This window comes from Enterobacter sp. MF024 (assembly GCF_005843915.1).
Classification (GTDB): domain Bacteria; phylum Pseudomonadota; class Gammaproteobacteria; order Enterobacterales; family Enterobacteriaceae; genus Enterobacter; species Enterobacter barmai.
In genome coordinates this window covers 200,170-215,309 of the sequence record NZ_VCBB01000011.1, presented here as the reverse complement: position 1 = coordinate 215,309, position 15,140 = coordinate 200,170, and the positions used below count along the sequence as shown (strand labels likewise).

The 15,140-nt window shown below is 58.8% G+C and carries 16 protein-coding genes; 11 read left to right on the top strand and 5 right to left on the bottom strand.

Going from position 1 to position 15,140, the window contains the following annotated elements; translation table 11 throughout:
• Nucleotides 1-89: 89 nt before the first annotated feature.
• The 4 genes from recX to mltB all read right to left on the bottom strand — a co-directional run bounded on the left by recX (nt 90) and on the right by mltB (nt 3,552).
• Nucleotides 90-590, bottom strand: coding sequence for a recombination regulator RecX (recX, locus tag FFB58_RS17770; RefSeq protein WP_138370578.1), 501 nt, complete (start codon nt 588-590; stop codon nt 90-92).
• A 67-nt stretch (nt 591-657) separates the two neighbouring features.
• Nucleotides 658-1,716, bottom strand: coding sequence for a recombinase RecA (gene recA, locus FFB58_RS17765; RefSeq protein WP_039029984.1), 1,059 nt, complete (start codon nt 1,714-1,716; stop codon nt 658-660).
• Nucleotides 1,717-1,803: 87 nt separating this feature from the next.
• Nucleotides 1,804-2,301, bottom strand: coding sequence for a nicotinamide-nucleotide amidase (pncC, locus tag FFB58_RS17760; protein WP_138370577.1), 498 nt, complete (start codon nt 2,299-2,301; stop codon nt 1,804-1,806).
• 159 nt (nt 2,302-2,460) lie between these two features.
• A complete protein-coding gene (gene mltB / locus FFB58_RS17755; protein ID WP_171029970.1) occupies nt 2,461-3,552 on the bottom strand; it encodes a lytic murein transglycosylase B in 1,092 nt (363 codons plus the stop codon).
• A 267-nt stretch (nt 3,553-3,819) separates the two neighbouring features.
• Here mltB and srlA point away from each other — a divergent pair, with 267 nt between their 5' ends.
• The 7 genes from srlA to gutQ all read left to right on the top strand — a co-directional run bounded on the left by srlA (nt 3,820) and on the right by gutQ (nt 8,767).
• Nucleotides 3,820-4,383 carry a PTS glucitol/sorbitol transporter subunit IIC gene (gene srlA, locus FFB58_RS17750; RefSeq protein WP_039029981.1) on the top strand — a complete coding sequence of 188 codons (564 nt, stop codon included), beginning with the start codon at nt 3,820-3,822 and terminating at the stop codon, nt 4,381-4,383.
• On the top strand, nt 4,380-5,339 hold the full coding sequence (locus tag FFB58_RS17745) for a PTS glucitol/sorbitol transporter subunit IIB (protein WP_138370575.1): 960 nt from the start codon (nt 4,380-4,382) through the stop codon (nt 5,337-5,339). Before srlA ends, FFB58_RS17745 begins: the two co-directional genes overlap by 4 nt.
• A gap of 12 nt (nt 5,340-5,351) precedes the next feature.
• The gene (srlB, locus tag FFB58_RS17740) at nt 5,352-5,714 is read left to right on the top strand and encodes a PTS glucitol/sorbitol transporter subunit IIA (protein ID WP_039029979.1); all 363 of its coding nucleotides are present in this window, start codon (nt 5,352-5,354) and stop codon (nt 5,712-5,714) included.
• 14 nt (nt 5,715-5,728) lie between these two features.
• Nucleotides 5,729-6,508, top strand: coding sequence for a sorbitol-6-phosphate dehydrogenase (gene srlD / locus FFB58_RS17735; RefSeq protein WP_039029978.1), 780 nt, complete (start codon nt 5,729-5,731; stop codon nt 6,506-6,508).
• 104 nt (nt 6,509-6,612) lie between these two features.
• Nucleotides 6,613-6,972: a transcriptional regulator GutM gene (gene gutM, locus FFB58_RS17730; protein ID WP_138370574.1), complete on the top strand. Its 360-nt coding sequence runs from the start codon at nt 6,613-6,615 to the stop codon at nt 6,970-6,972.
• A gap of 63 nt (nt 6,973-7,035) precedes the next feature.
• Complete coding sequence (locus FFB58_RS17725) at nt 7,036-7,809, top strand: DNA-binding transcriptional repressor (RefSeq protein ID WP_039029976.1); 774 nt, start codon at nt 7,036-7,038, stop codon at nt 7,807-7,809.
• Nucleotides 7,802-8,767 carry an arabinose-5-phosphate isomerase GutQ gene (gene gutQ, locus FFB58_RS17720; RefSeq protein WP_138370573.1) on the top strand — a complete coding sequence of 322 codons (966 nt, stop codon included), beginning with the start codon at nt 7,802-7,804 and terminating at the stop codon, nt 8,765-8,767. Before FFB58_RS17725 ends, gutQ begins: the two co-directional genes overlap by 8 nt.
• Here the strand turns inward: gutQ and norR are convergent.
• Nucleotides 8,764-10,278: a nitric oxide reductase transcriptional regulator NorR gene (gene norR / locus FFB58_RS17715; RefSeq protein WP_138370572.1), complete on the bottom strand. Its 1,515-nt coding sequence runs from the start codon at nt 10,276-10,278 to the stop codon at nt 8,764-8,766. The genes gutQ and norR overlap by 4 nt on opposite strands.
• 189 nt (nt 10,279-10,467) lie before the next feature.
• On the opposite strand from norR, the gene norV reads away from it, so the two are divergent.
• The 4 genes from norV (at nt 10,468) to FFB58_RS17700 (ending at nt 15,140) form a co-directional block, all read left to right on the top strand.
• A complete protein-coding gene (norV, locus tag FFB58_RS17710; protein WP_138370571.1) occupies nt 10,468-11,910 on the top strand; it encodes an anaerobic nitric oxide reductase flavorubredoxin in 1,443 nt (480 codons plus the stop codon).
• Nucleotides 11,907-13,040 carry an NADH:flavorubredoxin reductase NorW gene (gene norW, locus FFB58_RS17705; protein WP_138370570.1) on the top strand — a complete coding sequence of 378 codons (1,134 nt, stop codon included), beginning with the start codon at nt 11,907-11,909 and terminating at the stop codon, nt 13,038-13,040. Before norV ends, norW begins: the two co-directional genes overlap by 4 nt.
• Nucleotides 13,041-13,206: 166 nt before the next feature.
• Nucleotides 13,207-13,359, top strand: a complete 153-nt coding sequence (locus tag FFB58_RS22900) for a hypothetical protein (protein ID WP_171029969.1) — start codon at nt 13,207-13,209, stop codon at nt 13,357-13,359.
• Nucleotides 13,360-13,490: 131 nt separating this feature from the next.
• On the top strand, nt 13,491-15,140 hold the full coding sequence (locus tag FFB58_RS17700; RefSeq protein WP_138370569.1) for an SgrR family transcriptional regulator: 1,650 nt from the start codon (nt 13,491-13,493) through the stop codon (nt 15,138-15,140).

Sequence of the window (15,140 nt, the reverse complement as noted above, 5' to 3'; positions counted from 1 at the left end):
CTACACAACCTTTGTTGGACGGACCAGCTACTGGAAAAAGTGGGAATAAGATAAGTTTTCTTTAGAGGGAAGTAAAATCCCGCATGCGTTCAATCAGTAAAATTACGCCAGATCTCCTGAATATCTTCCATAAGATACCCGCGGTAGAGCAAAAAGCGCTGGATTTTAACTTTTTCTGAAAACTCACGCGGCAGCGGTTCGCCGTACTTCCGCACCGCCTGTTCCCGCGCCAGTTCACACCAGTCAATTTCGCATTCACGCATCGCCTTTTCGCTGGTTTCGCGCGCGATACCTTTTTGATTTAGCTCCTGGCGGATACGTGCCGGGCCATAGCCCTTGCGGCTACGGCTGGCAATAAAGCGTGAGACGAAGCGGATATCGTCCAGATAGCCATGTTCATAGCACCAGGCGATCACCTTGTCGTAATCTTCTTCCGTCGCATCGATGGCTTCGGGTCCGTTTTTGCTCATAACGGGCGCGGAGAGTTTGCGACGAAGCTCCTGTTCGCTGTGGTCACGAACGGCAAGAATGCGTACCGCCCGATCCAGCAGGCGGTTATAGGCAGGACGACGTGCCGGGGATTCATTCATAGATAAACCTGCTGCAGTCAAAAAGCAAAAAGGCCGCATTAAGCGACCTTTTTATTACACTCGATTATCAGAAATCTTCGTTGGTTTCTTCAACGTCCTGACCATCAACCGCGAACTGCGGTTTAGAGTCCTGATTGCCCAGCAGCAGATCGCGTACTTTCTTCTCGATCTCTTTGGCTGCTGCCGGGTTCTCTTTCAGCCAGGAGATAGCATTCGCTTTACCCTGACCAATTTTGTCGCCGTTGTAGCTGTACCAGGCGCCCGCTTTCTCAATCAGCTTCTCTTTCACGCCGAGGTCAACCAGCTCACCGTAGAAGTTGATACCTTCACCGTAGAGGATCTGGAATTCAGCCTGTTTAAACGGCGCAGCGATTTTGTTCTTCACAACCTTCACGCGGGTTTCGCTACCCACCACGTTCTCACCGTCTTTCACGGCACCGATACGGCGGATATCCAGACGCACAGAGGCGTAGAATTTCAGCGCGTTACCGCCGGTGGTGGTTTCCGGGTTACCGAACATCACGCCAATCTTCATACGGATCTGGTTGATGAAGATCAGCAGCGTGTTGGACTGCTTCAGGTTACCGGCCAGCTTACGCATAGCCTGGCTCATCATACGTGCCGCGAGGCCCATGTGAGAGTCGCCGATTTCGCCTTCGATTTCTGCTTTCGGGGTCAGCGCTGCAACGGAGTCGACGATGATTACGTCAACGGCGCCAGAGCGTGCCAGTGCGTCACAGATTTCCAGCGCCTGCTCACCCGTATCCGGCTGGGAACACAGCAGGTTGTCGATATCCACGCCCAGCTTACGTGCGTAGACCGGGTCCAGCGCGTGCTCGGCATCGATAAAGGCACAGGTTTTACCTTCACGCTGTGCAGCGGCCACAACCTGTAAAGTCAGAGTGGTTTTACCGGAGGATTCTGGCCCGTAGATCTCTACGATACGACCCATAGGCAGGCCGCCAGCACCCAGTGCAATATCCAGAGAAAGCGAACCGGTGGAGATAGTTTCTACATCCATGGAACGATCTTCACCCAGGCGCATGATGGAACCTTTACCGAATTGCTTTTCGATCTGGCCCAGTGCTGCCGCCAACGCTTTCTGTTTGTTTTCGTCGATAGCCATTTTTTCCTCTCATGCCGGGTGAAACAACTGCGCTTCACCGTGGATTTCTGTTCTGTTGGGGCAATTATACTGTATGCTCATACAGTATCAAGTGTTTTGTAGAAATTGTTGCCAGAGCGTTTTTAACACATATTCTGTTGCCTGACGGCGCACGCTTTCCCGGTCGCCGCTGAAGCACTCCCGGCGGGTAATCCCCTCGCCCTGCGCGGTCGCAAAGCCAAACCAGACCGTCCCGACAGGCTTTTCCGCACTGCCACCGTCCGGCCCGGCGATACCACTAACAGAAATAGCATAATCCGCACGAGCAGCACGTAACGCGCCAATCGCCATCTCGATGACCACCGGTTCACTGACCGCGCCATGTTCGATAAGCGTGGGCTCGCGAACCCCAATCATTTGCGCTTTTGCTTCATTACTGTAGGTGACAAATCCGCGTTCAAACCAGGCGGAGCTGCCCGCAATATCGGTGATGACTTTCGCCACCCAGCCGCCGGTACAGGACTCAGCCGTCGTTACCGTTGCGCCGCGCTGTTTCAGCGCCTGCCCTACCCGCTCACTGAGCTGCATCAATTCATGGTCAGTCATGTCGTTTTGGCTCCTGAAAAACATGCAGCACAAGATAGCACTTTAGTCTGTAGATATGAGGATGAGGTGGAGGTTTTACGAGGGGGCTTCAGAAAAAATAACCTGCCAATGTGCTGAAGTTTAAAAGTGAGTGGCATGAGCCACTCACTTTTTTATCCGTTAACTGAACGGGGATGACGCCCGCGCCTGGGATACCGCGAGCCCCAGCTGCCAGACCGCCATCGCATAGTGCGTACTGTGGTTGTAGCGGGTGATGGTGTAGAAGTTTGGCAGACCGTACCAGTACTGATACCCGGTACCAATATCCAGACGCAGCAGGCTGACCTTTTGATTGCCATTCAGCGGCTGCTGTGGCGTTAACCCGGCGGCGGTAAGCTGTGCCGCGCTGTAGCTGGTTTTGAAGCCGTTCTCCAGACCCGGCGCCTGGCCGTTTGCGAGGATGGCTACCGGCTCGCCCTGCGTCCAGCCGTGGCCTTTGAAGTAGTTGGCAACGCTGCCAATCGCATCTTCAGGATCCCACAGGTTGATGTGACCGTCCCCGTTGAAATCAACCGCGTACTGCTTATAAGAGGACGGCATAAACTGGCCGTAGCCCATCGCACCGGCAAAGGAGCCTTTCAGATCCAGCGGATCGTCCTGCTCGTCGCGCGCCATCAGCAGGAAGGTCTCCAGCTCGGAGGAGAAGTACTCCGCGCGACGCGGGTAGTTAAAGGAGAGGGTCGCCAGCGCATCGAGAATGCGGGTTTTGCCCATCACCCGGCCCCAGCGGGTCTCCACGCCGATAATCCCGACGATGATCTCCGGCGGCACGCCGTAAACCTGTTGGGCGCGGGTCAGCGCATCCTGATATTGGTTCCAGAACGCCACGCCGTTTTGCACGTTGTCCGGAGTAATAAACTGGTTACGATAGCGCAGCCACGCGCCGTTCGGCCCGGCTGGAGGCTGGGTGGTCGGCGCCTGACGATCCATCAGTCGCAGCACATAGTCCAGGCGTTTCGCCTGGGAGAGGATCTCCTGTAGCTGGGCTTTATTAAACCCGTGCTTGCTCACCATTTTGTCGATGAACTGCTCCGCTGCAGGGTTGTTGGCAAAGTCGCCCCCCATCTGCATCACGTTATGCTGGGGTTCCAGCAGGAAGCCGCCGGAAGGCGCTCCCGCCGTTTGCTGAACCTCTTCGGACTTCGGTTTACTACTGCAGGCAGAGAGCAGGATAAGCGCAGGGAGTAGCGCTGCGTAACGACGCTTAAACATGACACATCCATTCAACGAATTCGATAAGTGGCAAGTATGGTAAAGCATCCGGGATGCCTCAAGGAAGGGGCGCACGCGTACCCGGCAAAATCTTTACGCGCTTAAAGGCAAATTCGTTCTCTTCTGAACCATGCAACCCTCGCCTCGCCCATTATCTTTCAAAATAATCCATTTTTCTTTCATTGTGAGATCTGTTTAACACTTTAAAAACTTTCAAAGTGATTATTATTACTCCGCCAGAGAGAACTCACCCTACAGGAGAAAACAATGATAGAAACCATCACCCACGGCGCCGAGTGGTTTATCGGGCTGTTTCAGAAAGGTGGCGAGGTCTTTACCAGCATGGTCACCGGCATTCTGCCGCTGCTGATCAGCCTGCTGGTGATCATGAATGCGCTAATCAACTTTATCGGCCAGCACCGGATCGAAAAGCTGGCCCAGCGCTGCGCCGGTAATCCCGTGTCCCGCTACCTGCTGCTGCCCTGCATCGGCACCTTTGTGTTCTGCAACCCCATGACCCTGAGCCTCGGACGCTTTATGCCCGAGCGCTATAAACCGAGCTACTACGCAGCGGCATCCTACAGCTGCCACTCGATGAACGGGCTGTTTCCGCACATCAACCCCGGCGAACTGTTCGTCTATCTGGGGATCGCCAGCGGCCTGACCACCCTCGGCCTGCCGCTCGGCCCGCTGGCGGTAAGCTACCTGCTGGTCGGCCTGGTGACCAACTTCTTCCGCGGCTGGGTGACCGATCTCACGACCGCCATTTTCGAAAAGAAAATGGGCATCCAGCTTGAACAGAACGTCCAGCTTAAGGGAGCCACAGCATGACCCGTATCCGGATTGAAAAAGGCGTTGGCGGCTGGGGCGGCCCGCTGGAGCTCGACGCCAGCGGCGAGAAAAAGATCGTCTATATCACTGCGGGCACCCGCCCGGCCATTGTCGACAAGCTGCGCGAACTCACCGGCTGGGAAGCGGTGGACGGCTTTAAGGAGGGCGAGCCGCCGGAAGCGGAGATCGGCGTGGCGGTGATCGACTGCGGTGGCACCCTGCGCTGCGGCATCTACCCGAAGCGGCGCATTCCCACCGTTAATATTCATTCGACGGGCAAATCCGGCCCGCTGGCGCAGCATATCCTGGAGGACATTTACGTCTCTGGCGTAAAGGAAGAGAACATCACGCTGATAGACGGTGCCACTCCGGCGAAAAAGAGCGCGCCGCGCGAATACGACACCAGCAAGAAGATCACCGAGCAGAGCGACGGCCTGCTGGCAAAAGTAGGCGTGGGGATGGGCTCCGCGGTTGCCGTGCTGTTCCAGTCCGGGCGCGACACCATCGATACGGTGCTGAAAACCATCCTGCCGTTCATGGCCTTCGTTTCGGCGCTGATCGGCATCATCATGGCTTCCGGCCTTGGGGACTGGATCGCCCACGGCCTGGCCCCGCTGGCCAGCCATCCACTCGGGCTGGTGACCCTGGCGCTGATCTGCTCCTTCCCGCTGCTGTCGCCGTTCCTTGGCCCCGGCGCGGTCATCGCCCAGGTGATTGGCGTGCTGATTGGCGTGCAGATCGGGCTCGGCAATATTCCCCCGCATCTCGCCCTGCCCGCGCTGTTTGCCATTAACGCCCAGGCCGCCTGCGATTTTATCCCGGTGGGACTGTCGCTGGCCGAAGCGCGCCAGGACACCGTGCGCGTCGGCGTGCCTTCGGTGCTGGTGAGCCGCTTCCTGACCGGCGCGCCAACGGTGCTGATTGCCTGGTTCGTCTCCGGCTTTATTTATCAATAAGAGGTTTATGTGATGAGCGTGATTTACCAGACCACCATTACCCGTATCGGCCAGAGCGCCCCGGATGCGCTCTGCGACCAGATGCTGATTACCTTCCGTGAAGGGGCCCCGGCAGATATCGAAGAGTTTTGCTTTATCCATTGCCACGGCGAGATGAACGGCGAGCTGAAGGCCGGTAGCCATCTGGAGCTGGGTGAGACGCGCTATGCCGTGACCGCCGTCGGCGACGTGGCCGGACAAAACCTGCGCGAACTGGGCCACATCACCCTGCGTTTTGACGGCCAGCCGCAGGCGGAATATCCCGGCACGGTTCACGTGGATGGCCCGGTTCCGCAGGCTGTTACCCCAGGCTGCACATTAAAGTTTGTTGCGTAATTAAGGAGAGAAATATGAGTCAGGTTGCCGTTGTCATTGGTGGAGGACAAACCTTAGGCGAGTTCCTCTGCCGTGGGCTTGCCGCAGAAGGTTACCGCGTGGCGGTTGTCGATATTCAGAGTGAAAAAGCCGCCCGCGTGGCGGACGCCATCAACACCGAGTTCGGTCAGGGGATGGCCTGGGGCTTTGGCGCAGACGCCACCAGCGAGCAGAGCGTGCTGGCCCTCGCCCGCGGCGTGGACGAGATTTTTGGTCGCACCGACCTGCTGGTCTACAGCGCCGGGATTGCCAAAGCGGCATTTATCAGCGACGTGGAGCTGGGGGATTTCGACCGCTCGTTGCAGGTGAACCTGGTGGGCTATTTCCTCTGCGCCCGGGAGTTCTCGCGCCTGATGATCCGCGACGGCATTGCCGGGCGCATCATTCAGATCAACTCCAAATCCGGCAAAGTGGGCAGCAAGCACAACTCCGGCTACAGCGCGGCTAAGTTCGGCGGCGTGGGGCTGACGCAGTCCCTGGCGCTGGATCTGGCGGAGTACGGCATCACCGTGCATTCGCTGATGCTCGGCAACCTGCTGAAATCGCCGATGTTCCAGTCTCTGCTGCCGCAGTACGCGACCAAACTGGGCATTCATGAGGATCAGGTGGAGCAGTATTACATCGATAAAGTGCCGCTGAAGCGCGGGTGCGATTACCAGGACGTGTTGAATATGCTGCTGTTTTACGCCAGCCCGAAAGCATCTTATTGCACCGGGCAGTCGATAAATGTCACCGGCGGGCAGGTGATGTTCTGATTGTGCATAAACGCCCGGTGGCGCTTCGCTTACCGGGCCTGGAGAAGCCAACCGTAGGCCGGGTAAGGCGCAGCCGCCACCCGGCATTTCCACAGGAGCTACACATGGTCACTACTCTGATTACCGTCGCCGTTATCGCCTGGCTCGGCCAGCTGGCACTCGGCGGCTGGCAAATCCACCGCTTTAACCGCGCGTTTGACGCGCTGTGCCAGCGCGGTCGCGTGGGCGTCGGGCGTTCCGGCGGGCGCTTCAAACCCCGGGTGATCGTCGCCATCGCGCTGGATGAAAACAACAACGTCTGTGACTCCCTGATCATGCGCGGGATGACGATCTTTGCCCGTCCGACTAAAATCCAGGCAATCAACGGCAAGCCGTGGCAGGAATTAGAGCCCGATGTGATCTTTCCCAATGATTCACTCTGCCAGGATGCACTATCATTAGCGCTTAAATTGAAACATGGATAATTTCGTTGTGAACGTTATAAGCTTGCGAAATTATCATTTCGCAACCTGAGGAATTCAACGCCTATGAAACCCCGCCAGCGGCAGGCGGCCATACTCGACCATCTGCAAAAACAGGGAAAGTGCTCGGTTGAGGATCTGGCCCACTACTTTGACACCACCGGCACCACGATCCGCAAGGACCTGGTGATTCTGGAAAATTCCGGGGCGGTGATCCGTACCTATGGCGGCGTGGTGCTGAATAAAGACGAGGCCGACCCGCCTATCGATCACAAGACGCTGATCAACACCCATCAGAAAGCGTTGATCGCCGACGCCGCGGTAAAATTTATCCACGACGGCGACTCGATTATCCTCGATGCAGGCAGTACGGTCCTGCAGATGGTGCCGATGCTGAGCCGCTTTAATAACATCACGGTAATGACCAACAGCCTGCATATCGTCAACGCCCTGTCCGAATTCGATAACGAACAGACCATCCTGATGCCCGGCGGCACCTTCCGTAAAAAATCCGCCTCGTTTCACGGCCAGCTGGCTGAAAACGCCTTCGATCATTTCAGCTTCGACCGGCTGTTTATGGGCACCGACGGCATCGATCTGAACGCGGGCGTGACGACCTTCAACGAAGTGTTCAGCGTCAGTAAAGCGATGTGCAACGCCGCCCGGGAGGTGATCCTGATGGCGGACTCGTCGAAGTTTGGCCGTAAAAGCCCGAATATTGTCTGTAGCCTGGAGAGCGTCGATAAGCTGATCACCGACGCGGGTATCGATCCGGCGTTCAAAAAAGCGCTGGAAGAGAAAGGAATCGACGTGATTGTAACCGGAGAGAGAGATGAGTGATTTTCTGTTAAACGCGGGTCGCCAGACCTTACTGCTGGAACTGCAGGAAGCCAGCCGCCTGCCGGACCGTCTGGGCGAGGAGTTTGTGCGCGCGGCCAACACCATTATTCAGTGCGAAGGGAAAGTGATTGTCTCGGGCATCGGTAAATCCGGACATATCGGCAAGAAGATTGCCGCCACGCTGGCGAGCACCGGCACGCCATCCTTTTTTGTTCATCCCGCTGAAGCGCTGCACGGCGATCTGGGGATGATCGAAAGCCGCGACGTGCTGCTGTTTATCTCCTACTCCGGCTCGGCAAAAGAGCTGGATCTGATCCTCCCCCGTCTGCAGGAAAAATCGGTGGCGCTGCTGGCGATGACCGGCAAGTCCCGCTCGCCGCTGGCGCTGGCCGCCAGGGCCACGCTGGATATTTCGGTAGAGCGCGAAGCCTGCCCGATGCACCTGGCCCCGACCTCCAGCACCGTCAACACACTGATGATGGGCGATGCGCTGGCGATGGCGGTCATGCAGGCGCGCGGCTTTAATGAAGAGGACTTTGCCCGCTCTCACCCGGCGGGGGCGCTTGGGGCGCGTCTGCTGAATAAGGTGCATCACCTGATGCGTACCGACGAGGCCATCCCGCAGGTGAAACTCAACACCAGCGTAATGGATGCGATGCTGGAGCTGAGCCGTACCGGGCTGGGGCTGGTGGCGGTCTGCGATGACGACCAGCAGGTTAAAGGGGTCTTCACCGACGGCGACCTGCGCCGCTGGCTGGTGGGCGGCGGCAAGCTGGAGATTGCGGTCAGCAGCGCCATGACCACCGGCGGCCTGACGCTGAATGCCGAAAGCCGCGCCATTGAAGCCAAAGAGCAGCTGATGAAGCGCAAGATCACCGCCGCGCCGGTGGTGGACGGCAATGGCCGCCTGTGCGGCGCCATTAACCTGCAGGATTTCTACCAGGCAGGCATTCTCTAGCCCTTCAGACCCAGACGTTTCGCCAGCCGGTGCAGGTTGGCGACGTCTGTCTCCAGCGCCCGCGCGCTCGCCGCCCAGCTGCGGCTGTTCTGATCCAGCGTCCGGGCGATCATCTGACGCTGAAACTCTTCCGTCGCTTCGCGCAGGTTCTGATTCGCAATCACCGGCGTTTCAGTCATCGTCACGGGCGTGCTCTCATCATGCAGGGCAAAATGCCGGGCGTGGATCATCACTTCATCCCCTGCCCGCGCCGCCCGGGCCAGCACTACCGCCCGGTGAATGGCATGTTCCAGCTCGCGCACGTTTCCCGGCCAGCCGTAGCTCAGCAGATGCGCGCGGGCACCCGGGCTCAGCACCACCCGGGATAATCCCATCCGCAGCCGGCACTGCTCGCAGAAATAGCCCGCCAGCAGGACCACATCTTCACCACGCTCGCGCAGCGGCGGCACCGAAAGCGGAAACACGCTCAGACGGTGGTACAGGTCGGCGCGGAAGTTCCCGGCCAGCACCTCTTCGCGCAGATCGCGGTTGGTGGCTGCCAGCACCCGCACGTCAACCCGCAGGCTTCGGTCATCCCCCACCCGCTGGATATCGCCATACTGCAGCACGCGCAGCAGCTTGGCCTGCAATGCCAGGGACAGCTCGCCAATCTCATCAAGGAACAGCGTGCCGTTATCGGCCATTTCAAACTTGCCGCTGCGGTTGCTGATGGCGCCGGTAAAGGCCCCTTTGACGTGGCCGAACAGCTCGCTCTCCGCCACGCTCTCCGGCAGCGCGGCGCAGTTGAGATAGACCAGCGGATTTACCGCCCGGGGAGAGGCCTCGTGAATGGCTTTTGCCACCAGCTCTTTACCGGTGCCGGTTTCGCCCTCGATCAGCACGTTGAGGTCAGAGGCGGCAACGATCTCAATCTCTTTTTTCAGGCTCATCATGCCAGGCGACAGGCCGATCATCTCGGTGCTTTTCACCGGTTCAAATCCCGCCGGGCGGGTGGAGAGGCTGTTCTGGCTCTCCAGCTGTTCAATCAGCAGGGCATTATTCAGCGCCCCGGCGGCCAGGGCGGCAATCAGCCTGAGCTCTTCATCGCTGAAGGTGTCGAACTGGTCCGGCGACATGCCGTCGAGGGTCAGGGCACCGATCAGGTTCTGCCCGGCAAACAGCGGCAGGCCGATACAGGCGTGCACTTTCAGGCTCTCCTGGCCGGGGATCAGGCCATCGTAAGGATCGGGCAGGTCGCTGTCGGCCGGGAAACGCACCACGTCCCCGGCGCGGGCGATGGTCTCCAGCCGGGGATGGCCCTCAAGGGTAAAGCGCCGCCCCAGCACGTCCTGCGCCAGCCCGTCGATGGCCAGCGGGATAAACTGCCGCCCTTCATAGCGCAGCAGCGCCGAGGCATCGCAATCCAGTACGTGGCGCAGGGTGGAGATCAGCCGCTGAAAGCGATCCTGATGACCGATTCCGCTCTGTAATTCAATGGCGATTTTCGCCAGCACCTCTACAGAAAAACTCATTCTCGCCTCACTGTCATTTTGACAATGCATAATGTCATATTGACTGTATCAGAGAGAGTCAAATTGACTACCCTTAAAGCGGTATTATTTTTAAAAGCGTTATGAATTAATGAGTTAAAAAACTGGCACGCAACCTGCAATTACCCTTACATCTTTCGTTTAATTTCGCTGTATTAAGTTGAGGTTGCTATGTCTATTCTGGTTAAAAATAATATTCATTGGGTGGGTCAACGTGACTGGGAAGTTCGTGATTTTCACGGGACGGAATACAAAACGCTGCGCGGCAGCAGCTACAACAGCTATCTCATCCGGGAAGACAAAAACGTCCTGATCGATACCGTCGATCATAAATTCAGCCGTGAGTTCGTACAGAACCTGCGCAGCGAAATCGACCTGGCCGATATCGACTACATCATCATTAACCATGCGGAAGAAGACCACGCCGGGGCGCTGACCGAACTGATGTCCTGCATCCCGGACACCCCAATCTACTGCACCGCTAACGCCATCGACTCCATCACCGGTCATCATCATCACCCGGAGTGGAATTTCAACGTGGTAAAAACCGGCGACTCACTGGATATCGGCAACGGCAAACAGCTGATCTTCGTTGAAACCCCGATGCTGCACTGGCCGGACAGCATGATGACCTACATGACCGGCGATGCGGTGCTGTTCAGTAACGACGCCTTCGGCCAGCACTACTGCGACGAGCGTCTGTTCAATGACGAGGTGGATCAGGCCGAACTGTTCGAGCAGTGCCAGCGCTACTACGCCAATATCCTGACCCCGTTCAGCCGTCTGGTCACACCAAAAATTACCGAAATCCTCGGCTTTAACCTGCCGGTGGATATGATTGCCACCTCCCACGGCGTGGTATGGCGCGACAACCCAACCCAGATCGTCGAGCTGTACCTGAAATGGGCGGCGGACTATCAGGAAGATCGCATCACTGTCTTCTACGACACCATGTCGAACAACACCCGCATGATGGCCGACGCCATTGCCCAGGGCATCAACGAAGTTGACCCGAACGTGGCGGTGAAGATTTTCAACGTGGCCCGCAGCGACAAGAACGACATTCTGACCAACGTCTTCCGCTCCAAAGGCGTGCTGGTGGGGACGTCCACTATGAACAACGTGATGATGCCGAAAATTGCCGGCCTGGTGGAGGAGATGACCGGCCTGCGCTTTCGTAACAAACGCGCCAGCGCGTTCGGCTCACACGGCTGGAGCGGCGGCGCGGTAGACCGTCTCTCCACCCGTCTGCAGGACGCCGGTTTTGAGATGTCCATGAGCCTGAAGGCGAAGTGGCGTCCGGATCTGGATGCGCTGGAAGTCTGCCGCCAGCATGGCCGCGACATTGCACGTCAGTGGGCGCTCGCTCCGCTGCCTGAAGCGACCCGCCAGGCTACACCAGCTCAGAGCGCCTGTGCCGCCGCGGCCGCTGCGGACCTTGGCCCGCGCATGCAGTGCAGCGTCTGCCAGTGGATCTACGATCCGGCAACCGGCGAGCCCATGCAGGATGTCCAGCCAGGCACGCCGTGGAGCGAGGTACCGGATAACTTCCTGTGCCCGGAATGCTCCCTCGGTAAAGATGTCTTTGACGAACTGGCAACGGAGGCAAAATGAGCCACGGGATCGTGATTATCGGCTCGGGCTTCGCCGCCCGCCAGCTGGTGAAAAATATCCGGAAACAGGATGCGAACGTTCCGCTGACGCTGATCGCCGCGGACAGTATGGATGAGTACAACAAGCCAGACTTAAGCCACGTTATCAGCCAGCGCCAGCATGCCGACGACCTCACCCGCCAGACGGCGGGGGAGTTTGCCGAACAGTTCAATCTGCGCCTGTTCCCGTATACCTGGGTCACCGACATCGATGCCGCAGCGCACGTGGTGAAAGGCAAAGATAACCAGTGGTCGTATGACAAACTGGTTCTGGCCACCGGGGCTTCGGCCTTTGTGCCGCCCGTTCCCGGTCTCGAGCTGATGCTGACCCTGAACAGCCAGACGGAGTACCGGGCCTGTGAAACCACGCTGCGCGACGCGCAACGCGTGATGATTGTCGGCGCGGGGCTTATCGGCAGCGAACTGGCGATGGATTTTTGCCGGGCCGGGAAAGCGGTCACCCTGGTTGACCACTCCGCCAGCATTCTGTCGGCGCTGATGCCAGCCGAAGTGAGCAGTCGCTTACAACACCGGCTGACCGATATGGGCGTGCATCTGCAGTTAAAATCGCAGCTGCAAAGCCTGAGCCAAACCGATAACGGGATCTGCGCCCTGCTGGACCGCGACCGCTGCATTGAGGTGGATGTGGTGATTGCCGCCACCGGCCTGCGTCCGGAAACAGCGCTGGCCCAGCGCGCGGGGGCCGAAACAAATCGTGGCGTGAAGGTCGACAGCTATCTGCAAACCACCCAGCCGGACATCTATGCCCTGGGCGACTGCGCCGAAATTAACGGTCAGGTGCTGCCATTCCTGCAGCCGATCCAGTTAAGCGCCATGTATCTGGCGAAGAACCTGCTCGGGGCCAACACCCCGCTGAAACTGCCCGCCATGCTGGTGAAGGTCAAAACGCCGGAACTCCCGCTGCATCTGGCGGGCGAAACCCAGCGTCAGGATTTGAACTGGCAGCTAGCCATCGAAGCGCAGGGAATGGTGGCGAAAGGCGCCGACAGCGAGGGCAATTTACGCGCCTTCGTGGTCAGTGAAGATCGCATGAAGGAGGCCTTCACCCTGCTGAAAGCATTACCGGTTTAACCCTCAAACTCTTGCTCTTTCTCGTTGTATGCTTGTCAGTCTTTGCAATTTGCAGCCCCGGTGCCCGGGGCTTTTTTAATGCGGAACAGCTGTAAAACCGCGTCCTGTTTTAATCCTGTTTTCGGGCCTACGCTGTAGCGGTATTCCTTAGCCGGAGACCACACACATGGCCAACTTCACCAAAGAAATAAATTATCTCGCTGCCTGGTTCAGGCAGGTAAAGCAACATGAACCTATTTTATTTCGCTGGCTGTATCTCAGCCCGGAAGCGCGCGTTGAGCGCCTGCGCGAGCTTATGATGCCGGTCAGCAAGCGTTGATTGCCTTGCATGAACCAAAGGTTTTGTAGGCCGGGTAAGGCGTAGCCGCCACCCGGCAAAACAAACCGCACTGTTTATTATCCCGCAAAAAACCCTACACTCTTCGCAACGCCATTGTCAGGGATGCCGCCATGCGCCAGCTCCAGAAGATCCGTCAGTATCAACGGCTGTATCAGCACTACGGCGCAGAGCCTGAGCTCACTACCCTCGCCGAAGTGGCCGAGGTGGCGCTGTGCAGCGAACGCCACGCCCGCACGCTGCTGCGCCAGCTGGCCGAAAGCGGCTGGCTAAGCTGGCGCGCCCAGGCGGGGCGCGGGCATCGCGCCACCCTGCACTGTCTGGTCACCACCAGCGAACTCAGCGCCCCGCTGATGCATGCCTGCCTGGAGAAAGGCGATTATCAAAGCGCGCTACAGCTGGCGGACGGCGACCCGGCCAGCCTGCACCACATCATCACCCCGTTTCTCGGCGGCAAATGGCTCAAGCACCAGCCGACGCTGCGCATCCCCTGGTACCGCCCGCTCACCTCGCTGCATCCGGCGCTCCACCGACGGCGCGCCGAGCAACATATCATCTGCGCGGTCCACGCCGGATTAACCCGCTATGAACCAGGACAGGCGCAGCCGATAGCCGACCTGGCGCACCACTGGGCCTGCTCTGACGACGGCCTGCGCTGGCATTTTTATCTGCGCAGCGGCGCGCACTGGCATAACGGCCAGCCGGTCAGCGATGACGACATCCTGAGCGCGGTCCAGCAGCTTTTGGGCGATCCGGCCCGCAACAGCGGGTTACTGCATATCGACGCGGTCACTCTTGCCGCCCCCTGGTGTCTGGCGGTGTACCTGCATGCGCCGGACGCCCTGCTGGCCCATCGCCTGGCGCATCCTGTCTGCCGCCTGCCGCATCCCCGGCAGCCTGAGGTGGGCGCCGGGCCGTTTGCCATTGCCCGCCACCACTCGCATTTTCTGCGCCTCGAGCGCCAGCCCTGGTACTTTGCCGGCCACCCGCTACTGCACGCCATTGAGTTCTGGCGTACCGGCATGGCGACCGATAAACCAGCATGGATAACGGTGGGTAAAGGCAACGCCCCGCAGGAAGCGGTCACCTCCACCAGCGGTGGATTTGCGTGGTTGATGGTCAATGCAAAGGTGCCCGCCGCGCTTGCCGCCTGGCTGCGCCAGAGCCTGCTGACCCTCAACCAGCAGTGCTTCGACTGGCGAGAAGATCTTGAGACGCAGACCGAGATTCTTCCCGGCTTGCAGGTTCCCGACCTGCCCGCCGGGCCCGATATCGCGCTGCCGCCCCATTTGAGGCTGGTGTGCTATAACACGCCGGAACTGCGCGAACTGGCAGAGAAGTGGCGGGTTCAGCTGCATCAGCGCGGCTGCGAGCTGCACACCGACTGGAAAGATCGTGACGGCTGGTATGCCCCCGATACGCTGGCGGATGCCGATCTGCTGCTGGGGGATCATCTGGCGACCGGGATGGCCGGGTTTGCGCTGGCGGAGTGGTTTATCTATGAGCCGGCCTGGGCTACGGCGCTTGGGGAGGATCGCTGGCAGCAGGAGAAAGCGCGCCTGATGCAAAACAGCCACAGCGAAGCGCAGTTTAACGCGCACCTGACGCCCTTTTTCCAGCGCCTGCTGGCGGAAGGCCGCTGCACGCCGCTGTTCCACTATCGCTACCGGATCAACGCCCTGGAAAACGTGCAGGATATGGTGCTGACCGCGGGGGGCTGGCTCGACTTTACCCGCGCCTGGCTGCCCCCGGCTGCCCTGTAG